General features: G+C 69.2%; 20 protein-coding genes. 6 read left to right on the top strand and 14 right to left on the bottom strand.

Annotated features, from left to right (window positions below; translation table 11 throughout):
• Positions 1-41 precede the first annotated feature (41 nt).
• The 7 genes from AWC18_RS11025 to AWC18_RS11055 form a co-directional block, all read right to left on the bottom strand.
• On the bottom strand, positions 42-845 hold the full coding sequence (locus AWC18_RS11025) for a lysophospholipid acyltransferase family protein (protein ID WP_085138743.1): 804 nt from the start codon (positions 843-845) through the stop codon (positions 42-44).
• Positions 842-1,711, bottom strand: coding sequence for a GNAT family N-acetyltransferase (locus tag AWC18_RS11030; protein ID WP_085138828.1), 870 nt, complete (start codon positions 1,709-1,711; stop codon positions 842-844). Before AWC18_RS11030 ends, AWC18_RS11025 begins: the two co-directional genes overlap by 4 nt.
• A gap of 210 nt (positions 1,712-1,921) precedes the next feature.
• Entirely contained in the window at positions 1,922-2,650 is a 729-nt protein-coding gene (locus AWC18_RS11035) for an SDR family NAD(P)-dependent oxidoreductase (RefSeq protein WP_234806496.1), read from the bottom strand.
• Positions 2,647-3,390, bottom strand: coding sequence for an SDR family oxidoreductase (locus AWC18_RS11040; protein WP_085138745.1), 744 nt, complete (start codon positions 3,388-3,390; stop codon positions 2,647-2,649). The genes AWC18_RS11035 and AWC18_RS11040 overlap by 4 nt, the downstream gene beginning before the upstream one ends.
• Positions 3,391-3,506: 116 nt before the next feature.
• Positions 3,507-6,305 carry an AAA family ATPase gene (locus AWC18_RS11045; protein WP_420093326.1) on the bottom strand — a complete coding sequence of 933 codons (2,799 nt, stop codon included), beginning with the start codon at positions 6,303-6,305 and terminating at the stop codon, positions 3,507-3,509.
• 10 nt (positions 6,306-6,315) lie between these two features.
• The gene (locus AWC18_RS11050) at positions 6,316-7,272 is read right to left on the bottom strand and encodes an electron transfer flavoprotein subunit alpha/FixB family protein (protein WP_064999758.1); all 957 of its coding nucleotides are present in this window, start codon (positions 7,270-7,272) and stop codon (positions 6,316-6,318) included.
• A gap of 38 nt (positions 7,273-7,310) precedes the next feature.
• Positions 7,311-8,102: an electron transfer flavoprotein subunit beta/FixA family protein gene (locus tag AWC18_RS11055; protein WP_064999757.1), complete on the bottom strand. Its 792-nt coding sequence runs from the start codon at positions 8,100-8,102 to the stop codon at positions 7,311-7,313.
• A 196-nt stretch (positions 8,103-8,298) separates the two neighbouring features.
• On the opposite strand from AWC18_RS11055, the gene AWC18_RS11060 reads away from it, so the two are divergent.
• From AWC18_RS11060 to AWC18_RS11070, 3 genes are read left to right on the top strand one after another with little or no spacing between them, the layout of a single operon-like run.
• A complete protein-coding gene (locus tag AWC18_RS11060) occupies positions 8,299-9,096 on the top strand; it encodes a class I SAM-dependent methyltransferase (protein WP_208858352.1) in 798 nt (265 codons plus the stop codon).
• Positions 9,093-10,628, top strand: coding sequence for a 1,4-alpha-glucan branching protein domain-containing protein (locus AWC18_RS11065; RefSeq protein ID WP_085138747.1), 1,536 nt, complete (start codon positions 9,093-9,095; stop codon positions 10,626-10,628). Before AWC18_RS11060 ends, AWC18_RS11065 begins: the two co-directional genes overlap by 4 nt.
• Positions 10,629-10,683: 55 nt before the next feature.
• Positions 10,684-11,928: a glycosyltransferase family 4 protein gene (locus AWC18_RS11070; RefSeq protein WP_064999754.1), complete on the top strand. Its 1,245-nt coding sequence runs from the start codon at positions 10,684-10,686 to the stop codon at positions 11,926-11,928.
• A gap of 24 nt (positions 11,929-11,952) precedes the next feature.
• On the opposite strand, the gene AWC18_RS11075 is transcribed toward AWC18_RS11070, so the two are convergent.
• Positions 11,953-12,900 (bottom strand): alpha/beta hydrolase, encoded by a 948-nt coding sequence (locus AWC18_RS11075; RefSeq protein WP_085138748.1) that lies wholly within the window; start codon positions 12,898-12,900, stop codon positions 11,953-11,955.
• Positions 12,900-13,025, bottom strand: a complete 126-nt coding sequence (locus tag AWC18_RS22220) for a hypothetical protein (RefSeq protein WP_272937691.1) — start codon at positions 13,023-13,025, stop codon at positions 12,900-12,902. Before AWC18_RS22220 ends, AWC18_RS11075 begins: the two co-directional genes overlap by 1 nt.
• 93 nt (positions 13,026-13,118) lie before the next feature.
• Between AWC18_RS22220 and AWC18_RS11080 the strand changes: the two genes are divergently transcribed.
• Both AWC18_RS11080 and AWC18_RS11085 read left to right on the top strand, forming a co-directional pair.
• Positions 13,119-14,096 carry an LLM class flavin-dependent oxidoreductase gene (locus AWC18_RS11080; RefSeq protein WP_085138749.1) on the top strand — a complete coding sequence of 326 codons (978 nt, stop codon included), beginning with the start codon at positions 13,119-13,121 and terminating at the stop codon, positions 14,094-14,096.
• A 35-nt stretch (positions 14,097-14,131) separates the two neighbouring features.
• Positions 14,132-14,977 carry a class I SAM-dependent methyltransferase gene (locus AWC18_RS11085; protein ID WP_064999751.1) on the top strand — a complete coding sequence of 282 codons (846 nt, stop codon included), beginning with the start codon at positions 14,132-14,134 and terminating at the stop codon, positions 14,975-14,977.
• A gap of 14 nt (positions 14,978-14,991) precedes the next feature.
• Here the strand turns inward: AWC18_RS11085 and AWC18_RS11090 are convergent, their stop codons facing one another.
• Together AWC18_RS11090 and AWC18_RS11095 are read right to left on the bottom strand one after the other, a co-directional pair.
• Positions 14,992-15,390: a PPOX class F420-dependent oxidoreductase gene (locus AWC18_RS11090; protein WP_076048238.1), complete on the bottom strand. Its 399-nt coding sequence runs from the start codon at positions 15,388-15,390 to the stop codon at positions 14,992-14,994.
• Positions 15,391-15,474: 84 nt separating this feature from the next.
• A complete protein-coding gene (locus tag AWC18_RS11095) occupies positions 15,475-16,215 on the bottom strand; it encodes an acyltransferase (protein WP_064999749.1) in 741 nt (246 codons plus the stop codon).
• A 127-nt stretch (positions 16,216-16,342) separates the two neighbouring features.
• Here AWC18_RS11095 and AWC18_RS11100 point away from each other — a divergent pair, with 127 nt between their 5' ends.
• Positions 16,343-17,605 carry a BamB-related PQQ repeat family beta-propellar protein gene (locus AWC18_RS11100; RefSeq protein ID WP_082961295.1) on the top strand — a complete coding sequence of 421 codons (1,263 nt, stop codon included), beginning with the start codon at positions 16,343-16,345 and terminating at the stop codon, positions 17,603-17,605.
• Here AWC18_RS11100 and AWC18_RS11105 read toward each other — a convergent pair.
• The 3 genes from AWC18_RS11105 to AWC18_RS11115 form a co-directional block, all read right to left on the bottom strand.
• Positions 17,602-18,300 (bottom strand): esterase, encoded by a 699-nt coding sequence (locus tag AWC18_RS11105; protein ID WP_085138750.1) that lies wholly within the window; start codon positions 18,298-18,300, stop codon positions 17,602-17,604. The two genes, AWC18_RS11100 and AWC18_RS11105, sit on opposite strands and share 4 nt — an antisense overlap.
• Before the next feature lie 77 nt (positions 18,301-18,377).
• Positions 18,378-19,592 (bottom strand): THUMP-like domain-containing protein, encoded by a 1,215-nt coding sequence (locus tag AWC18_RS11110; RefSeq protein ID WP_085138751.1) that lies wholly within the window; start codon positions 19,590-19,592, stop codon positions 18,378-18,380.
• A complete protein-coding gene (locus tag AWC18_RS11115) occupies positions 19,589-20,566 on the bottom strand; it encodes a class I SAM-dependent methyltransferase (protein ID WP_064999745.1) in 978 nt (325 codons plus the stop codon). The genes AWC18_RS11110 and AWC18_RS11115 overlap by 4 nt, the downstream gene beginning before the upstream one ends.
• Positions 20,567-20,637 lie beyond the last annotated feature (71 nt).

A 20,637-nucleotide genomic window follows, 5' to 3' on the forward strand; every position in this document is an offset into this window, starting at 1 on the left:
CGCGCTGCCGTCCCGGCGCTGCGGCGAGGCCACAGCCCTGCTCAACAGGCGACGTGGGGTCCTCGGCAGGGCCGGAGCGGCTCACCCGCCTGCGCCTGGCAACGCGCGGCGAGCTCACCCCGATCGGTTCCCGGCAACTGCAGGGCAGCGACATGCACCCGCGCGACGGTGCGCCGCGCCGTGATCAGACGCCGCATCGAGGCCAGCAGAGTGTCGTCACCGACAAAGGCGGGCACGGTCGACGGCGCCCCGTCCTGGTGGTGGTAGGTGAGCCGCACGGGCTGCACCGGCCGGCCCGCGTCCACGGCTGCCTGAAACAGCGCCGGATAGAACCGGCCATGGACCCGTCCACACCAGGTGGTGCCCTCCGGGAAGGCCACGACCGTGCGGCCGGCCCGCAGTCGGGCCGCCACCGTGTCCACCACGGCCGGCAACCCCCGCAGACTGCCCCGCTCGATGGGGATGATGCGCATGAGACGGGCCAGCGCTCCGATGCCGGGCCAGCTGATCAGGTCGGCGCGCGCCACGAACGTCCCGGGCAAAACCGCACCGATGACGAACACGTCCAGCCAGGACACATGCGGGCTGACCACCAACATGCCGCGCAGGTTGCGCACCGGCCCGCCGGTCGTGCTGACCTGCACCCCGAAGCAGCGCAACACCACTCGGCAGCCGCCGCGCTGCAGCCGGACGCGGCCTGGAACCGGCGCTGCCAGCAGGGGCAGCAGCGGCACGAGCAGCACCGCCAGTGCCATCCGCAGTGCCACCACCGCCGGGAACGGCCGCTCGCTGGGGCCGCCGACGCATCGCGGCGTACAGACGGCCCGGGGAGCCCACGCGTTCACGCGTGCGCCGCGGTGTCAGCGGTCTCTGCAGGCCCGGCCAGCGCCGACGCCGCGGAAACCGACCGCAGCCGGCGCAGGTAGCGAGTGTCGGCCTCGCTGCGGTGCAGTAGGGCCGGGAAGTCCCCGACCCCGAAGGCCGGGTCGTGGGCCGGGTCGCCGCAGACCCGCGCACCCAGCCTTAGGTAGCCGCGCAGCAGCGGTGGCATGGTCGGGCGAGCCGGCGGCGCGATCTCGTCGATGCCCTTGCCGTCGACCATCACCGGCCGATACGGCCGCACCCGGTGCGGGGAGGCATGGCGCCGCCGAACGAAGTCGCGGACACCGCGGATCTGCGCGCCGGGGGCGCCCTGCCCGCACACCGGCACCGACACGCAGCCGGCGATGTGGTCGTACTGGTGGCGGTCGAGGTAGGCCAGGATTCCGGCCCACATCAGCAGCACGACCGCGCCGTTGCGGTGCGCCGGCCGGACCACCGCGCGGCCCATCTCGACCAGTGACGGCCGCAGCGGATCCAGCGCTGTGACATCGAATTCGGTTGCGCTGTACAGACCTCCGGCGGCGACCGCCCCGGTGGGAGGAAGCATTCGGTAGCAGCCGACCAGCTCGCCGGTGGCGTCGTCGCGCACCAGCAGATGGTCGCAGTACTGGTCGAAATGGTCTGCGTCCAGGCCGGGCGGGCCGTCGCGGGAGTCGGTCAGGCGAAATCCCGGCTCGGTGTTGAACACCTCGAATCGCATCCGCTGCGCGGCTTCGATCATGTCGGGGTCGGTGGACAACAGCAGCGAGTAGCGCGGGGTGTTGTCGGTCCCAGAAGCGGGAGAATCGGCGGCGGCCTCAGGGGCGATGAGAACAGAAGGAGTGCTCACACGCTGCACGGTCGCGCAGCCAGGCAGCGACGAGGCAAGCACGGGATGACCTGTCGATGCACTCTTGGTGACGAGTTGTGCGCACCACTCGTCAGCGCAGCGCCCATGGACGATGCCATGGCAGTTGAGATTGCATCTAGGGTCGTGAATTCACGGCGTGCACAACCCTCAGCGCAATCTCAACGCCCACCGCTGAAATGCGGGCGCGGGTCAGGCGGCGGCCCCGCCGCCATCGGCGTGCAGCGTCGATCCGGTGATGAAGCTGGAGCGCGGCGACGCGAGGAACAGCACGGCTTCGGCGATCTCGACGGCGCGGGCGGTGCGCCCAAGTGGAAGAGCCCGGCCCAGTTCGTCGTTGACGTCACCCCATTCGGCGACGACGCCCTCGGTGGCGGTCGGCCCCGGAGCAACGCTGTTGACCCGCACACCGTGCGGGCCGAACTCAGCGGCCCAGGTGCGGGTCAGCGACTCCAGTGCGGCTTTGGAGGCGCTGTAGCTCGACGCCCCGGGAACGCCCTTGAAGGCGACCATGCTGGTGACGTTGACGATGCTGCCGCGCCCGCGGCGCATCATCCCCGGCGCCAGAGCGGCCACCAGGAAGTAGGCGCCCCGCACATTGGTGTCGAACGTCGCGGTGAACGAGGCCACGTCCTGTTCCACGGTCAGCGCCCCGGGGAAGCTGGCGGCGTTGTTCACCACGATGTCGACGCCATCGCCGCAGTGGTGCACCAGAGACTTCACCGAATCGAGGTCGGACAGATCCGCGGCCACGAATCGCACCCCGGCGCCGAGATCGGCGACCGCGGCGGCGCCACGCGCGGCGGAACGGCCGGTGATGATCACCGAGGCGCCGTGTCGTGCCAATAACCGCGCGGATTCGAGTCCGATGCCCGCGGTCCCGCCGGTCACCAGAGCGGTCTGACCCGCCAGCTCGTTCACTGGGCCGCCTGCCATTCGACCAGTCGGGTGGCCGCCAGGGTCGCGTCGTCGCCGGTGACCAGGCCGGTGTCGCCGATCTTGGTGCCGAAGTAGACCGCATCCGGGTCGACGACGATCGGGATGTCCTCGCCCCGATGGGCCAGCGTCAGAGCGGCCAGTTCAGCGAAGGTCAGCTTCTCCGGGCCGCCGATGTTGACGATCCCGTCGACCGGTGCGGCCTGAGCAGCGCGGGCCACTTCGGCGGCCACCTCGGCACCGGCGATCGGCTGGATCAGGCCTTCGGGCACCCGGACTTCGCCGTCGACGGTCAGCGAGGCGGTGATGCCGTCGGCGAACTCATCGAACTGGGTGGCACGAACGATCGTGTAGGGCAGCCCGGAGTCGGCGATGATGCGTTCCTGGGCGACCTTGGCACGCATGTAGCCGCTGTCGGGCAGGCCGTCGCAGTTCACGATGGACAGCACCACGTAGTGGCCGACGTCGGCGGCTTTGGCCGCGGCCACCTGGTTGGTGGTGGATTTGGTGAAGAAGTCCAGCACCGGTCCGTCGGCGAAGTCCGGCGAGTTCACCACATCGACCAGCACATCGGCGCTGGACAGCGCCTCGGCCAAGCCCTCTCCGGTCAGCACGTCGACACCTGAATTACGGGCGGCTGCCACGGTCTCATGGCCGGCGGCACGCAGCAGCTCGACGACTTTGGTGCCGATCTGCCCGCTGGCACCCATCACAGTGATCTTCATTTCGGCACCCTCTCCGCTCACGGTTTCGATACTTCGACCCTGGCACCGTGCGACCCGTGGGGGAACCCCGGAAAGTCCGTAGTCTGTCCCCCGCCCCGCGGGGTGCGGAAGCCTGCTCAGCGGCCGGCAGCGGTGTCGCGCAGTTCCCGGCGGGAGCGGATTCCCAGCTTGGCGAAGACTTTGCGCAGGTGCCATTCCACGGTGTGGGCGCTGATGAACAGCTGCGCCCCGATCTCGGCATTGGTCAAGCCGGCACCGGCCAGCTCGGCGATCTGGCGCTCCTGCGGGGTCATCACGTCACCACCGGTCGCCGGTCGGCTGCTGACCTTCTCGCCGAGCGCCTGCAGTTCGCGGCGGCTGCGCTGCGCGAACGCCTGCGCCCCGAATCCGGTGAACATCTCGTGCGCCGTACGCAGCTGCGTGCGCGCGTCGCCGCGCCGCTTCTCCCGACGGAGCCATTCGCCGTACACCAGGTGCGCACGAGCCAGGTCCACGGCGATCCGGGTTCGACCCAGCCGCTCAATGGCCTCGACATAGTGGTCCTCGGCGGCCGGATCGTCACACATCAGTGCTCGCGATCGGGCCAGCACACCCAGTCCCCAATCGGTTCCACTGACCGTAGCGCGCTCATCCAGCTGCCGCAGCGCCTCGGCGGCCAGCGTCGGCTCATCGCCGCGCACCCCTGCCTCGACCAGTTCAGCCAGGTTCATGCCGTAGAGGCCGAGGTCCTCGTAGTCCAGCACCCGGCGCAGCGCCTCGCATGCCGCCTGGTAGCGACCCAGGCCGTTGTAGAGCAACGCGGAGGCGTATCCGATCAGTGCGGTGATGCGGCCCTCTCCGCGAGCCGCCCCGCTGCGGGCGGCGGCGTCGATCAGCACGGTCGCCTCGGCCTCATCGCCCCTCCAGGCGGCCAACACCAACGCGTGGTAGCGCACCGGCGCCTGTCCGGCCGCTGCGGTCAGGGTGTCGGCGTCGGCGATCAGCGCGCGCGCCGCGGCGAACTCACCCGCCTGCACGTGCACGCCGGCCCGGGTCGTCAACGCAACCGGCAGCATGGCCAGCGCGCCGGTGTCGGTCGCGACCCGGACGGCGTCCCTGGCGATCCGATACCAGGCCTCGTCGTCCCACACGTCGTGGACGGCGGCTTCGTAGCCGATCGGAAATGCCTGCCATGACCAGGTGTTCGGGGTCAGTGCGGCGATTGCGGCGCGCAACGGCTCAAGCCCGGCCCGGCAGCCGCCGCTGATCCGGGTGGTCAACGCAAGCAGCAGCAGATCGGCGGGCCGGTTCGAGGACGTGCGCGTACCTGCGGCCAAGGCCGCCGCGGTGTGGTGGCGCACCTGCGCTCCGAACGCCCGGCCCGCATACATCGCCGCGCTGACGGCCTCCAACAGGGTCTCCTGCGCCATCGCCTCGTCGATGGTCTCCAAACTGCTTGCTGCGCTGAAGAATTGATGAACTGCCTCGAGGATGGTGGGCGCGTGGCCGCTGCCGCGGCCGCGGGTGAATGCCAGCTGCGCGCGCATCCGGCCTGCTCGGGCGCGCTGCAGCTCGTCAAGGGGCGCCAGCTCGGCGGCGCCCAGCAGTGCATCGGCCGCGTCCAGCTCCGCCACCGACCGCTTGGCTTCGGCGGCATCGAGCGCACGAGATCCGCGTTGCAGCGGGTCGGGGGTCAGTTCGGCGGCACGGGCCAAAAACGCTGCCGCCGCGGCTGTTCCGCCGCGCAGCGCCGCTCGGTCAGCGGAGCGCACCAGCTCCGCGGCGACCGATTCGTCCGGGCCGGCAGCCGCGTGGGCGCGATGCCACGCCCGCCGGTCGGGGTCGTGCGCGGGGTCGGTGGCCTGTGCCAAAGCGCGGTGGGCATCCCGGCGGTCCTCCAGGTTGGCCGCGCGGTAGATCGCCGAGCGCACCAAGGGATGACGGAATCGCACCCGTGCGCCCACTTCGATCAGACCGGCCTCCTCGGCCGGAGCCATGGTCGAAGCCGTCAGCCCCACCAGATTCGCCGCCCGCAGCAGCAGCGCCGCATCGCCCACCGGTTCGGCGGCGGCCAGCAACAACAGTCGTTGGGTATCGCCGGGCAACGCCTGAACCCTGGTCAAGTAGTGGCGTTCGAGCTGTCCGGCCACCGGCACCACGTCGGGGCGGTAGTAGCCGCCGGCCAGCTCGGCCGTGGACAGTCCCCGCGGCAGCTCCAGCAGCGCCAGGGGGTTGCCGTGGGTCTCGGCGACAATCCGGTCGGCCACCTGGGGATCGATCGGGCCCGGCAAGGCCGAGTCGAGCACGGCGCGAGCGTCGGACTCGGCCAGGCCGCGCAGCATCAGTTTCGGCAGCCCGGTCAGCCCCTCGACCGGCTCGCGCAGTGCGCACACCAGGGCGAGGGGTTCGGCCCGCAGTCGGCGCGCCACGAATCCCAGCGTCTGAGCCGACACCCGGTCGAGCCACTGGGCGTCGTCGATCAGACACAACACCGGCTGTCGCGCGGCAATCCCGGCGAGCAACCCCAGCACCGCGAGCCCCACCAGAAACCGGTCGGGCGCCGACCCGCTGCTCATACCGAACGCAATGGCCAACGCATCGCGCTGCGGTTCGGGCAACAGGTCGATGCCGTCGGCGGCAGGTGCGCACAGCTGCTGTAAGCCGGCGAACGCCAGCTCCATGTCGGACTCCACCCCGGCCGCCCGGATCACCTGAAACTCCGGGGCGGATTCGGCCAGGTAGTCCAGCAGGGCGGTCTTGCCGATCCCGGCCTCGCCTCGCAACACCAGCACCTGGCTGTGTCCGGCACGGGCGTCGGCGAGCAGTTGACGCAGCCGGCTGCATTCGGCGTCGCGACCGCGCAGCTGCCCAGGCCCGCCAACAGACGCCAAAGCCCCCGACACGCTCGGCGTGCGGGGGCTTTCGCGTCTGCTCACGCAGACGAAATTAACCCTTGCGGGCCTTGATCGCCTCAGTCAGCTGCGGGGCGACCTTGAACAGGTCACCGACGATGCCGAAGTCGGCGATCTCGAAGATCGGCGCTTCCTCGTCCTTGTTGACCACCACGATGGTCTTGGACGTCTGCATGCCGGCCCGGTGCTGGATCGCGCCGGAGATGCCCAGTGCGATGTAGAGCTGCGGCGAAACCGTCTTGCCGGTCTGGCCGATCTGGAACTGGCCCGGGTAGTAGCCCGAGTCCACCGCGGCACGCGAGGCGCCGACGGCCGCACCGAGCGAGTCGGCCAGCTCCTCGACCACCGAGAAGCTCTCGGCGCTGCCGACACCGCGACCACCGGACACCACGATGGCGGCCTCGGTGAGCTCCGGGCGGTCACCGGCCACGGCCGGCTGACGCGAGGTGATCTTGGTGGCGTTCTCGGCGGGTGCGGGCACCTCCACGGTGACCTGCTCGCCCGCACCAGCGGCCGGCGCGGGCTCAACAGCACCCGCACGGACGGTGATGACCGGGGTGTCGCCGGTGGGCTCGGCGTCCACGGTGTAGGCACCACCGAAGATCGAGTGCACCACCTTGGCGCCGGCCTTCACGTCGACCACGTCGACCAGCAGACCGGAACCGATCCGGGCCGCCAACCGGCCGGCGACCTCTTTGCCCTCGGCGTTGGCGGCGATCAGGACGGCAGCCGGGGAAGCCGACTCGGCCAGCCCGGCCAGCACGTCGACGGTCGGGGTGACCAGGTAGCCCTCCACGACGTCGGACTCGGCGACGTAGATCTTGGCGGCGCCGGCCTCCTTCAGACCATCCACCAGCGGGGCGGCGGTGCCCGGGGCACCGACCACGACGGCAGACGGTTCGCCGAGCTCACGCGCGGCGGTGATCAGTTCGGAGCTGACCTTCTTCAGCGCTCCGTCAGCGTGCTCAACGAGCACAAGTACTTCAGCCATGTCTATTTCTTCCGTCTTCTTCCAGGTCCGGGGATCGCTTAGATGATCTTCTGGGCAACCAGGTACTCGGCGATCTTGGTGCCGCCTTCGCCTTCGTCGGTCACCTTCTCACCAGCAGTCTTCGGCGGCTTCGGGGTCGAAGCGGTCACCTTGGAACCGGCGTTGGCGACACCGACCTCGTCGGGCTCGACCCCGATCTCGGCCAGGGTGAGCACGGTGACTTCCTTCTTCTTGGCGGCCATGATGCCCTTGAAGGAGGGGAAGCGCGGCTCGTTGATCTTCTCGTTGACGCTCACCACGGCCGGCAGCGAGGCCTCCAGCGTGAACACGCCGTCGTCGGTCTCGCGCTCACCGGTGACCTTGCCGCCCTCGACGGTCAGCTTGCGCAGGTGGGTCAGCTGCGGCAGACCCAGGTACTCGGCGATGATCGCCGGAACCGCGCCGCCGACACCGTCGGTGGACTCGTTGCCGGCGATGACCAGCTCGGTGCCCTCGATGGCGCCCAGCGCGCGCGCCAGCACCCAAGCGGTCTGGATGACGTCGGAGCCCTTGATGCCATCGTCGAGGATGTGCACGGCTTTGTCAGCGCCCATCGACAGTGCTTTGCGGATCGCCTCGGTGGCCCGCTCCGGGCCGGCGGTCAGCACGGTGACGGTGCCTTCGGCGCCTTCGGCCTCCCGGATCTGCAGTGCCTCTTCGACGGCCCGCTCGTTGATCTCATCGAGCACGGCGTCGGCAGCGTCACGGTCCAGCGTGAAGTCACCGTCGGTGAGCTTGCGCTCCGACCAGGTGTCTGGGACCTGTTTGATCAGGACCACGATGTTCGTCATGAGTGTGGTTCGTCCTCCTCGAAGGGGTCCTGCAGCGGCAGGCCACAAGACTGGGTAGCGATTCACGCAGCCGCACGAGAATGTTACTCACCGGTAACTTAATGCGGTTCGCCTGTACAGCGTAGCGGGTCGTGATAATGCCAGTGCGGGGTAGCCGGTTCGTGGACCGTGCCCTTCGCGTTAGCCTGCCTGTGCGATGAATTCTACGAATGCCGCCGGAGACCCCACCGGCATGCCGCTCGGCGACAGCACGCTGACGCTGACCGGGGAACGCACCATCCCCGGACTCGACGTTGAGAACTACTGGTTCCGGCGTCACGAGGTGGTGTACCAGCAGCTCGCGCCCCGGTGTCGCGGCCTTGAGGTCCTGGAGGCCGGTTTCGGCGAGGGCTACGGCGCCGACCTGATCGCGGGTGTGGCCCAGCGGGTGATCGGCGTGGATTACGACGACGCGGCGGTGGCCCACGTACGGGCCCGCTACCCGCGTGTCGAAGCCGTGCAGGGAAACCTCGCCGAGCTGCCGCTGCCCGACGCGGCCGTGGACGTGGTGGTCAACTTCCAAGTCATCGAGCACCTCTGGGACCAGGGGCAGTTCATCGCCGAATGCGCCCGGGTGCTGCGGCCCGGCGGACTGCTGATGGTGTCCACCCCCAACCGGATCACCTTCTCCCCCGGCCGCGACACTCCGATCAACCCCTTCCACACCCGCGAACTCAATGCCGCCGAACTGCGCGAGCTGCTGCTCGCGGGCGGCTTCGAGATCGAAGGGGTGTACGGGGTCTTCCACGGGCCGGCGCTGCAGGAGCTGGACGCCCGCCACGGCGGCTCGATCATCGATGCCCAGATCGCGCGGGCAGTGGCCGACGCGCCCTGGCCGGACGACCTGCTGGCCGATGTCGCCGGGGTCACCAGCGACGATTTCGACATCCTCGAAGCCGCCCAACGCGACATCGACGAGAGCCTGGACCTGGTTGCGATCGCGGTGCGCCGGTGACCGAAGAATCCCCCGGCTCCGTCCCGGGCCTGTTCACCCTGGTGCTGCACACCCACCTGCCCTGGCTGGCGCACCACGGCCGCTGGCCGGTCGGTGAGGAGTGGCTCTACCAGTCCTGGTCGGCGGCCTACCTGCCGCTGGTGCGGGTGCTGCGGACGCTGGCCGCCGAAGGCCGGAGCAACCTGCTCACGCTCGGGGTGACACCGGTGGTCGCCGCCCAGCTCGACGATCCGTACTGCCTGGACGGGATGCACCACTGGCTGGCGAACTGGCAACTGCGCGCCACCCAGGCCACCACCTTGGCCGACATCCGCCCCTTCGGGCTCCACGAATGCGCGGCAGCCGAAAAGGCACTCGAGGAGTTCTCGCTGCTGTGGCGCCACGGCGCCAGCCCGATGCTGCGGGAACTGGTTCAGGCGCAGACGGTCGAACTGCTCGGCGGACCGCTGGCGCACCCGTTCCAGCCGCTGCTGGCGCCGCGACTGCGCCAGTTCGCGCTGCAGGAGGGATTGGCCGACGCCCAGGCCCGGTTGGCGCACACCCCCACCGGAATCTGGGCGCCGGAATGCGCGTATACGCCCGGGCTGGAGACCGAGTACGCCGCCGCCGGGGTTTCGCACTTCATGGTCGACGGCCCGTCGCTGCACGGCGACACCACTCTGGGCCGGCCGGTCGCTGACTCCGACGTGATCGCGTTCGGCCGCGACCTTGCGGTCAGCTACCGGGTCTGGTCGCCGAAGTCGGGCTACCCCGGGCATGAGGCCTATCGGGATTTCCACACCTACGACCACCGCACCGGTTTGAAGCCGTCCCGGGTGACGGGCCGCAACGTCTCGCCCGAGCAGAAGGCGCCGTACGACCCGCAGCGCGCCGATGCCGCCATCGATGCCCACGTCGCCGATTTCGTCGCGGTGGTCCGCAACCGGCTGCAGTCCGAGTCCGAGCGGATCGGCCGCCCGGCCCATGTGGTCGCGGCATTCGACACCGAGCTCTTCGGCCACTGGTGGTACGAGGGCCCGACCTGGCTGGCCCGGGTGTTGCGGGCACTGCCGGAGGCGGGGGTTCGCGTCGGCACCCTGACCGATGCCATCAACGCCGGATTCGTCGGCGAATCCGTCGAACTGCCGCCCAGTTCCTGGGGCTCGGGCAAGGACTGGCGGGTGTGGTCCGGCGAGAAGGTGGCCGACCTGGTGCAGTTGAACTCCGAGGTGACCGAGACTGCCCTGGGCGCGGTTGACAAGGCCCTGGCGCAGACCGCGGCGCCGTCGGGTCCCACCCCGCGCGACCGGGTCGCCGATCAGATCCTGCGTGAGGCACTGTTGACGGTCTCCAGTGACTGGCCGTTCATGGTCAGCAAGGACTCCGCCGCCGACTACGCCCGCTACCGCGCGCAGCTGCACGCACACGCCACCCGCGAGATCGCCGGCGCACTGGCCGGCGGCCACCGAGACACCGCACAGCGCTTGGCCGACGGCTGGAATAAGGCCGACGGTCTCTTCGGCGCACTCGATGCCCGTAGGCTGCCACGGTGACCCCCCGCCACCGGACCTCGCACCGCGATGGTGCGCGTCAGAACGGACCCGCCGCGTGAAGATCCTGATGGTGTCATGGGAGTACCCGCCAGTGGTGATCGGCGGGCTGGGCCGGCATGTGCATCACCTGTCCACCGCGCTGGCCGCCGCCGGGCACGACGTCGTCGTGCTGTGCCGGCGCCCCTACGGCACCGACCCCAGCACGCACCCCTCGTCCGACGAGATCAGCGAGGGCGTGCGAGTGGTCGCCGCGGCCCAAGACCCGCACGAGTTCACCTTCGCCGACGACATGATGGCCTGGACGTTGGCGATGGGTCATTCGATGGTCCGCGCCGGACTGTCGCTCAAGACCGATGGCGGCCAAAGCGTGTGGCGCCCCGATCTGGTGCACGCCCACGACTGGCTGGTGGCACACCCAGCCATTGCACTGGCCGAATTCTACGATGTGCCTTTGGTTTCCACGATCCACGCCACCGAAGCCGGACGCCACTCGGGGTGGGTTTCCGGGGCACTGAGCCGTCAGGTGCACGCCGTGGAGTCGTGGCTGGTCCGCGAATCCGATTCGCTGATCACCTGCTCAGCCTCGATGCGGGATGAGATCACCGCCCTGTTCGGTCCCGGGCTGGCCGAAACCACCGTGATCCGCAACGGCATTGACGCCGCCCGGTGGCCGTTCGCCCGCCGGCAGCCCCGCAGCGGTCCGCCGGAGATCCTGTTCGTCGGGCGCCTCGAATACGAGAAGGGCGTGCACGACATCATCGCGGCCCTGCCGCGGATCCGGCGCGCCTACCCCGGGACCACACTGACCGTCGCCGGCGACGGCACCCAGCAGGACTGGCTGGTCGAGTGCGCCCGAAAGAACCGGGTTCTCAAGGCGACCCGGTTCATCGGCCGGGTCGATCACGACGATCTGTTGGCACTGTTGCACCGGGCCGACGCGGCGGCACTGCCCAGTCACTACGAACCGTTCGGTCTGGCGGCACTGGAGGCCGCTGCCGCCGGAACCCCGCTGGTGGTGGCCAATGTGGGCGGACTGGGCGAAGCGGTGATCAACGGCGAAACCGGCATGTCCTGCCCCCCGCGCGACGTACCGGCCCTGGCCGCGGCGGTCTGCCACGTGCTCGATGACCCGGCCGCCGCCCAGCGCCGCGCTGTCGCGGCCCGGGAACGGCTCAGCTCCGACTTCGACTGGCACACCGTCGCCGAAGAAACCGCCCAGGTGTACCTGGCGGCCAAACGCCGCGAGCGGGAACCGCAGCCCCGTCGGCCGATCATCGAGCACGCACTGCCGGACCGGTAACCGCGCCGTCAGGTACCGCTATCCCTACAGTGCTGCCAGATACCGCACTCGGTGGGCGATAACCCGTTGGGACACTTCGGCGTCGGGGGCCAGCAGATCGAACGCATGCGGGCATCCGGGGTACACGTGCAACTCGACGGGGACTCCGGCGGCGATCAGCCGTTGTGCGAAGGCGACGTCCTCGGGCGCGAAGATGTCCAGCCCGCCGACGTCAACGTAGGTCGACGGCAGGCCGGACAGGTCGCCGGCGCGGGCCGGCGCGGCGTAGCCGTCGGCGTCGCCCTCACCCAGCAGCGCTGTCCAGCCGGTGACATTGTCCTCGTAGCTCCAGGTGAGCAGGGTGGCGCCCGCCGCGCCTGCCTCGCGGGTGCGGTCATCGAGCATGGGATAGATCAACAGCTGAGCCGCTATCGCCGGACCACCCCGGTCGCGGGCCAGCAGACCCACACCCGCGGCCAGTCCCCCGCCCGCGCTGTCGCCCATCACGGCCAACCGGGATGGGTCGACGCCCAGCTGCCCGGCGTTGTCGCTCAGCCAGCACAACGCCGCGTAACAGTCCTCAAGTGGAGTCGGATGCGGGAATTCCGGGGCGACACGGTAATCCACCACCAGCATCGGCACGCCGGATGCTGCGACGTAGCCGCGCACCGCCACGTCGTAGAGCCGACCCAGGTGTCCCCAGTCGAAGATCATGCCGCCGCCGTGCAGGTACAGCACGGCACTGCCGGGCTGATCAGCGCCGGATCGCCGGTACCAACGCAGGGCGAGTGCACCGCCGCCGTAGGTCAGCGAAAACTCCTGCGTCTCTACCCCGGTGATCGGCGGCCGCGACTCCAATACCTGATCGAACTGGTGGCCAACACTGCGCCGCCGGCCGGCGACATCGCCGACCGGCGGCGCCGGCTCATCACCCGCACCGTCGCGCATCGCCAGCAACGCCGCCAGCACCTGCGGGTCGGGAGGTCCGGCCATCAGGGCCGCGCCCCGGGCGCCGCGGGGGCCTCGGTCTCCGGATCCGCTTTGGCGGACAACCCATATGGTGAGTCGTTGACCATCCGCGGCGCACCGGTCAGCAGCGGGGTCAGCACACCGGTCACAGCCCCCAGGCTAACGGCGCGGGACTGACGTGATCAGTCAATTGATCAATTCGTGCGCTACGGTGACGCCCAGGAGGTGACCGGTCGATTCCCATGCCACTGCTGAGTGCCTTACGCCTGAACATGACGAATGCCCCCGGCGCCGGACATGCCGAACGCTACCGGGCAGCATTGGCGATGGCCTCCTATGCCGACGCCAACGGCGTCACCGCGATCGGTTGCGAAGAACATCATCTTGCGGCCACCGGCTGGCTGCCGGCCCCGCTGATGATGGCCGCCGCCGTCGCGGGATGCACCACCGATATCCGCATCAGCGTCAACGCGCTGCTGGTACCGCTGTACGACCCGGTGCGCCTTGCCGAAGACATCGCGGTGCTCGACCAGTTGTCTGCCGGGCGGGTCAGCTTCGTCGCCGGAATCGGTTACCGCCCTGAGGAATACCACGCCGTGGGCAAAGATTTCCGGCGTCGGGGACGACTGATGGACGAATGCCTTCAGGTGCTCCTCAAGTCCTGGGGCGATGAGCCGTTCGAATACCACGGTCGGATGATCGATGTGACGCCCAAGCCGTACACCAAGCCGCATCCGATGTTCTTCATCGGCGGGATGAGCACCGCGGCCGCCCGCCGTGCCGCCCGATTCGGATTGCCGTTCTCGCCGCCGATGCCGATGCCCGAGATCGAGGCGACGTATCGAGAGGAACTGGCCCGCAACGGCAGACAGGGTTTCGTATTCAGTCCCGAGAACGGCAACACCGTGACTCACCTGACCACCGATCCGGAGGCGACGTGGGCGCGATGTGGCCGGTATTTCCTGCACGAGGCAACCGAATACAGCTCGTGGGCTGTGCCGGAGGTGCCCCGCCCCAACGAGGCGCCTACCGCCACGATCGATGAGATGCGCGCGTCCACCAAGATCGAGGTGCTGACTCCCGAAGAGCTCGTCGCGCAGTGTCGCGCCGGCCGTAGCGGGGTGACCCTGCACCCGCTGATCGGCGGCCTGCCCCTCGACGACGGGTGGGAGAGCCTGCGCCTTCTGGTCGAAAAGGTGCTGCCGGCGCTGGCGCCCTAGCCGAGCCGGCCCAGCGCTGCTGCTTCTCCGATACCATGGGCGCGGTGGACCATCCAGCCGAACCCAGAGTCGACGCCAGTGCACTGAATGGGGTTTCGGAAACCGCCCTGATGACGCTCAATGGGCGGGCACACCAGGCCGCACTCCCCGACGCCATCATCGACGACCCGGAGGCGATTCGACTCGTCGAATCCATCGCGTTCGACTTCGACAAATTCGGGCGTCGTGGCCAGGAGATGGCCTTGCGGTCGCTGGCCGTCGATCGATGCGCGACAGCGTATCTGCGTGAGCACCCCGATGCGACGGTCGTCGCGCTCGCCGAGGGCTTCCAAACCAGCTTCTGGCGCTTGAACCGTGCCATCCCCGATCCGCGGTTCAGGTGGGTGTCAGTGGATTTGGAGCCGGTGATGCGGCTTCGCGAACAATTGCTGCCGGCTTCCCCGCGCATCACCAACCTGGCGCAGTCGGCGTTGGACTACAGCTGGATGGAACAGGTCGACTCCAGTTCCGGCGTCTTCATCACCGCCGAAGGTCTGCTGATGTATCTGCAGCCGCACGAGGCGATGGACCTCATCTCGGCGTGCGCGCAACGTTTCCCCGGCGGTCAGATGTTCTTCGATGTGCCACCGACCCTGGTCAAGCGGTTGGCTCCGCGGGGAATGCGCGCATCGAAGCACTATCGCGTGCCCCCGATGCCGTTCAGCCTGTCGGCAGGTCAGCTCGCGCGACTGCCCCAGACGGTGCCCGGTATCAGCGCCGTGCACGATGTGCCGATACCGAAGGGGCGGGGCCTGTTCTTCGGAACGCTGTACCCGGCCCTCTGGCAGTGGGGACCAGCCAAGAACCTCCGGGGCGCATACACCCTGCTCGAGTTCGGCTGAGCACACCGGGCGAGTCAGCTGCTGCCGGGTGCGGCGACGATTTCCAGGCCGATGTGCACCTTGTCTATTCCGCCGCGCACCAGCGAGTGCGGGACGAACCACCAGGCGTGCCACCAGTACCGCTTGACGACGGCACGGTAGACCTGTCGGGTCTCGGACTTGGGCAGGACACGGGCGACTGCCTCAACGGGATCGCCCTTGGGTTTACCCAGGACTCCGCATTTTTGGATGGTGACCCGTGGAGTGTTGTTGATCCGCTTGGTTTTCCACGACCCGTCGTCGGTGATGACCCAGAGCCGATCCCCGACCGGCGCGCCCCAGACCGGGGTGGGCTTGGGCTTGCCGTCTTTTGTGAACGTCGTCAGCAGCAGGTACTTCTCCCGGTACACATCGGAGAATGCCGGTGTCGTCATCAGCCGATTCTGGCAGGTTTCGACGAATAGTTGGGGCATACGCGCGCCCCGACGGGCGCGAACAGCCGGGTCCGCGCTCGCGACTCAGCCCTGGGCGGCCTTCTTGCGCTCGATGTCGGCCAGCGCGGCGGCCAGCTCAGCCCGCTCCGCGGCCGAGGTCTCCCAGGCCAGTTTGCGGTTCTTGACCACCTTGGCCGGCGCGCCGACGGCGATCGAATAGTCGGGAATGACGCCCTTGACCACCGCGTGTGCGCCCAGTACGCACCCGCGGCCGACGCTGGTGTCGCGCAGGATGGTGACCTTCGCCGCGATCCAGGTGTCCGGGCCGATGCGCACCGGGCTCTTGATGATGCCCTGGTCCTTGATCGGCACGTTGATGTCATCCATCTTGTGGTCGAAGTCGCAGACGTAGCACCAGTCGGCCATGAGCACGGAATCACCGAGCTCGATGTCGAGATAGGTGTTGATGACGTTGTCGCGTCCCAGCACCACCTTGTCGCCGAACCGCAGTGAGCCCTCGTGTGCCCGGATGGTGTTCTTGTCGCCGATGTGCACCCAGCGGCCGATCTCCATGTACGACATCTCCGGGGTGGCCTGGATCTCCACGCCCTTGCCCAGGAAGACCATGCCACGGGTGATGATGTGGGGGTTGGCCAGCTTGAACTTCAGCAGCCGCCAGTAGCGCACCAGGTACCACGGCGTGTACGCCCGGTTGGCCAGCACCCAGCGCAACGAGGCCAGCGTCAGGAACCTGGCCTGGCGCGGGTCACGCAGGCGCGAACCCCGCCAGCGTTTGTGGATCGGAGCACCCCACATCGTCGTCATGGCCGGAAAGCCTACGCGAGCGTGTTCGCGCCACGCGCTACCCTCACCAGGACTCGTTCACACACCCGGCCGAGGATTGGGGATTTCCACTGTGTTGCGGCGACGTGGTGTCCTGGCCGGAATCGCCATGGTGACGTTGGCAGGGCTGCTCGGCGGCTGCGCCAACACCGATTCGTGGGTTCAGGCCGCACCCGCGCCGGGCTGGCCCGCCCAGTACGCCGACGCCGCGAACAGCAGTCATACCGCCACAGCAGGAGCCACCGACCTGCAGCTGGACTGGATCCGCTCGGTCAAAGGTGAGCTGGGGGCCCAGCCCGCGCTGGGCGTCCACGGCTGGATGGTGCTCAACGCGGCGACGGAGTCCGGTTGCTCGCTGATGCAGTGGGAGAACGCCGACCGCGGCCGGCAGCGCTGGTGCACGCGACTGCATCAGGGCGGTGGGTTCTTCGGTGCGCTCATCGATGGCTTCGACAACGTCTACGTCGGGCAACCGGGCGCCATGCTGTCGTTTCCGCCCACCCAGTGGATCCGCTGGCGCGCCCCGGTGATCGGCATGCCCTCCACGCCGCGGATCCTCGGTGACGGCCTGCTGCTGGTCGTCACCCATCTGGGCCAGGTGCTGATTTTCGACGCGCATCGCGGCACGGTCGTCGGGACGCCGTTGGACCTGGTGGACGGTGTCGACCCGAACGACTTCCGGCGCGGGCTGTCCGACTGTGCCGCGGCCCGGCCGGACTGTCCGGTCGCCGCCGCACCTGCCTTCTCGCCGCAGAGCAACATCGCGGTGGTGAGCCTGTGGCAGCCGGGCGCCAAGGAGTCCGGCCTGGTCGGTCTCAGATACCACCCGGGTGGTGTTCCGCTGCTCACTCAGGAGTGGGCCAGCGATGCCGTCGCGGCCGGGGTGCTGGCCAGTCCCGTCCTGTCCGCCGACGGTTCGACGGTCTACGTCAACGGACGCGACCAGCGGCTGTGGGCGATCAACGCCGCGGACGGCAAAGCGAAATGGTCGGTGCCGTTGAAGTTCCTGGCCCAGACACCCCCTGCGGTGACGCCCGGCGGGCTGATCGTCTCAGGCGGTGGCCCCGACACCGAACTGGTGGCCTATGCCGACCGCGGCGACTACGCCGAGCAGGTATGGCGCCGCGAGGACACCGTGCCGCTGTCGTCGTCGAGTCTGGCCGGCGAGGTCGGCTACACCGTGGTCGCCGGCACCAGCCTCGGGCCCGCGGGTCTGTCGCTGTTGGTGTTCGACCCCTCCGACGGCCACACCCTCAACAGCTATCCGCTGCCCGAAGCGCGCGGGTTTCCCCTCGGCGTGTCGGTCGGCAATGACCGGCGGGTGGCGGTGGCCACCAGCGCAGGTCAGGTGTTCAGCTTCGCCCCCGCCTAGACCTCCAGCGGCGGAAGCGCCGTGCGGGGCACCTTCACCGAGGCGGCACCGGCGCTGAGCGGCAACAGTTCGCCGGGAGCGAAATAGAAGATCACGTCGTCGTCGGTGATGGCGAAGTTCTGGTAATGCCCCGGGTCCATCCCCGAGCCGGAGGAGATCAGGATCGCCGGCACTCCGGTCTGGCGCTCGAGGTCGCGCTGCACCACCGGAAAGATCGCCTCCAGTGGTTTGCTGTTGGGTGCGAACAGGGTCTCGAAGGTGATCGGCTTACGGGCTCCGAGGTCGTAGTTGAACGACTGATACCAGGTCGACGGCTGCGGGCCGCCCAGGTCTTGGAAGATCTTCAGCACCACGCTCTGGGTGCCCTTGGGAGCCTGACCCGAGCGATGCTGCTCGGATGTGGCGTCCATTTCGTAGGGCATGTCGCGCGACCCCGGTGACTTGGCCACGGTCAGAAATCCGTCGCGGTTCTGCACCAGGTAGTCGGTGAGGGTCTGCTGGTCGGGATAGTCGACCGGAAACCGCATGTCGAGGGTGTAGCTGGCGTTGGACGAGTGCACGTGGCACTGCCCTGCGTCGAGCGTGCCGCCCAGTTCGGCACACGGCGACACCGCGCCCGCAGCGGGCACACCGGTCATCCCCAGCCAGCTGCCCATTGCACCGCCCGCCAACAGGGCGGCCACCAGAATGCGCATTGTCGGATTGTCTCGCTTTGTCTCGACTTGCCGCAGCAAGCAGGAATGGCCCCTAAGCCGCCAGCCTACCGGGAGCCTCAACGCGACGGACGGCAGATGAAGGCAATCGCGCGGGCTGCTGCCCCGGTCCCGAGGCGGGTGATCACCACCGACAGGGCCTGTGTCCCCCGCAACCGCAGCCGGCGCCGCAGACCGTCCGGATCGGCCTGCACATCGCGTACGCCCCGCACCAGAATTTCCAGGGCACCGCAGTCGCGGGCCGCCAATGCCTGACGGAGGCGCTTTTCGCTGTAGGCCAGGGTTTCGAGCACCTCGAAGCCGCGGACTCCCGGCGGCAACTCGTCGCCGGACAGATAGGCGATGTCGGGGTCGAGCTGCCACAGCCCGTGCCGGGCGCCGTACTGGCGGACCAGGCCGGCCCGCACCACCGCGCCGTCGGGGTCGATCAGCCAGCGCCCCGCCGGACGCACATCGCAGTCCGACGGGTCGGCGTCGGTGATCTGCTCGTCGCGGTCGAGGATCACCGCCCGGCGGCGCACCCCGGATTCGGTCAGCCCCGGCGACCACAGACAGGCCTCTCGCACTGAGGCACGCCACGAGGTGACTTCGATCTCGCCGGCAAAGCCGAGTGCCCCGAGCTTCTCGAAGTCGATTCCGGGAGCAACCTTCACCGCCATGTCACGGTCGTCGTAGACATCCAGCAACCGGTCCAGAGCCGGCTGATAGTCGGCCGGATCGAACTGACGCCGCCCGCCGCCGCGCCGGCCGGGGTCGGCCAGGACCACGGTGCCGCGACTGACCGGCGCCAGCGCATCGGCGCGGGCGACGACAACGCCGGCCACGTTGTGGCGCGCCATCGCCAGCCGGACCGGGTCCAGGTCGCTGCCCAGGATCCGATCCGCCGGCAGGCCGGCTGCCAGGAACGCTGCCAGCTCGGTGCCGATCGAGCAGGTCACGTCGTGTACCACGGCACCCGGGGCCGCGGCTGCGATCCGGTGGGCCCGGTGCCGTGCCACCGGCGCCGCGCTGGCCTGCTGCAGGGCCTCGTCGGTGAACAGCCACCGCGACGTCTCGGGCAGCTCGGCCAGTTTTGCAGCGGCCCGCCGGCGCAGCAGGACGGTCTCGACCAACGCCGGTGTCCGGGCGCCGAAGCGACCCCGAAGGGCGGCGACGTCGGCGATCCGGGTGGCGTCGGTGAGTGCGAATCCGCCGACCTCGGCCAGGGCGGTGCTCCCGGCCGGGGAGCTCAGATAGCCGACATCGTCGACTTCAAATCTGAAGCCGGCTTTCAGGACGGCTTAACCCCGGTGATCATCAGGTTGTAGAACCAGCCCTTGGGCACTACCCGGCGCCAGATGTTGGCGTCTACCCAGCTCAAAGCGGTCCAGCTGCGGAAGGCGAACCGTGCCCAGCCCCAGCCGAGCTTGCCCGGCGGGACCGTCGACTCGAAGGTGCGGACCGGCCAGCCCAGCATGGCGGCGGTGAACTCTTCGCTGGCGGTGCGCACGTCGACCGCGCCGGCGTTGGTGGCCATCCGCTCCAGGTCGCTCGGCTCGAAGGTGTGCAGGTCCACGATCCATTCGAGGGCGGCGGCCCGGGAGTTCTCGTCGAGCTCTTCCTGCGGCCGGCGCCACGAGCCCATGCCGGGCAGCTTCATCGCGGCGACGGTGGTCTTCCAGGTCAGGTCGGCCAGCCGGCGGGCGTAGAAGTTGCCGACGGTGGTGGGCTCACCGGCGAAGACGAACCGGCCACCGGGCTTGAGCACCCGGACCACCTCGCGCAGGGACAGTTCCACATCGGGAATGTGGTGCAGGACCGCATGGCCGACCACCAGGTCGAAGGTGTTGTCCTCGTACGGGATGCCCTCGGCGTCGGCGACCCGCCCATCGACGTCCAGGCCGAGGGCCTGGCCGTTGCGAGTGGCGACCTTGACCATGCCGGGCGACAGGTCGGTGACCGAGCCGCGCCGCGCCACCCCGGACTGCATCAGGTTGAGCAGAAAGAATCCCGTGCCGCAGCCCAGTTCCAGTGCCCGGTCATAGAGCGGCCCGTCCGCGCTTTGCCGCTCCGAGGCCGGCACGATCGCATCGAAGCGGCCCCGGGCGTAGTCGATACAGCGTTCGTCGTAGGAGATCGACCACTTCTCGTCGTACTGCTCGGCTTCCCAGTCGTGGTAGAGCACCTGGGCGAGCTTGCTGTCGTGCCGGGCGGCCTCCACCTGCTCGGCGGTGGCGTGCGGGTTCGGCGTCGGGTCCGTACTGGTCATGGTAGGTCAGCCTAATCGGTGATATCCGCACGACGAAGCCGGGCGCAGACTCCTCACCGTTGACGCCGCTG

Origin of the sequence: Mycolicibacter nonchromogenicus (assembly GCF_002101775.1) — a bacterium.
GTDB classification, from domain to species: domain Bacteria; phylum Actinomycetota; class Actinomycetes; order Mycobacteriales; family Mycobacteriaceae; genus Mycobacterium; species Mycobacterium nonchromogenicum.

Coding starts and splice junctions, on each gene's coding strand:
- AWC18_RS11040 (WP_085138745.1), bottom strand. CDS start 3,390: ATGAAGATCACTGTGATGGGTGCCAGCGGGCAGATCGGCACCAAAGTC.
- AWC18_RS11050 (WP_064999758.1), bottom strand. CDS start 7,272: ATGGCTGAAGTACTTGTGCTCGTTGAGCACGCTGACGGAGCGCTGAAG.
- AWC18_RS11055 (WP_064999757.1), bottom strand. CDS start 8,102: ATGACGAACATCGTGGTCCTGATCAAACAGGTCCCAGACACCTGGTCG.
- AWC18_RS11060 (WP_208858352.1), top strand. CDS start 8,299: ATGAATTCTACGAATGCCGCCGGAGACCCCACCGGCATGCCGCTCGGC.
- AWC18_RS11075 (WP_085138748.1), bottom strand. CDS start 12,900: ATGGCCGGACCTCCCGACCCGCAGGTGCTGGCGGCGTTGCTGGCGATG.
- AWC18_RS11080 (WP_085138749.1), top strand. CDS start 13,119: ATGCCACTGCTGAGTGCCTTACGCCTGAACATGACGAATGCCCCCGGC.
- AWC18_RS11085 (WP_064999751.1), top strand. CDS start 14,132: ATGGGCGCGGTGGACCATCCAGCCGAACCCAGAGTCGACGCCAGTGCA.
- AWC18_RS11090 (WP_076048238.1), bottom strand. CDS start 15,390: ATGACGACACCGGCATTCTCCGATGTGTACCGGGAGAAGTACCTGCTG.
- AWC18_RS11095 (WP_064999749.1), bottom strand. CDS start 16,215: ATGACGACGATGTGGGGTGCTCCGATCCACAAACGCTGGCGGGGTTCG.
- AWC18_RS11100 (WP_082961295.1), top strand. CDS start 16,343: ATGGTGACGTTGGCAGGGCTGCTCGGCGGCTGCGCCAACACCGATTCG.
- AWC18_RS11105 (WP_085138750.1), bottom strand. CDS start 18,300: ATGCGCATTCTGGTGGCCGCCCTGTTGGCGGGCGGTGCAATGGGCAGC.
- AWC18_RS11115 (WP_064999745.1), bottom strand. CDS start 20,566: ATGACCAGTACGGACCCGACGCCGAACCCGCACGCCACCGCCGAGCAG.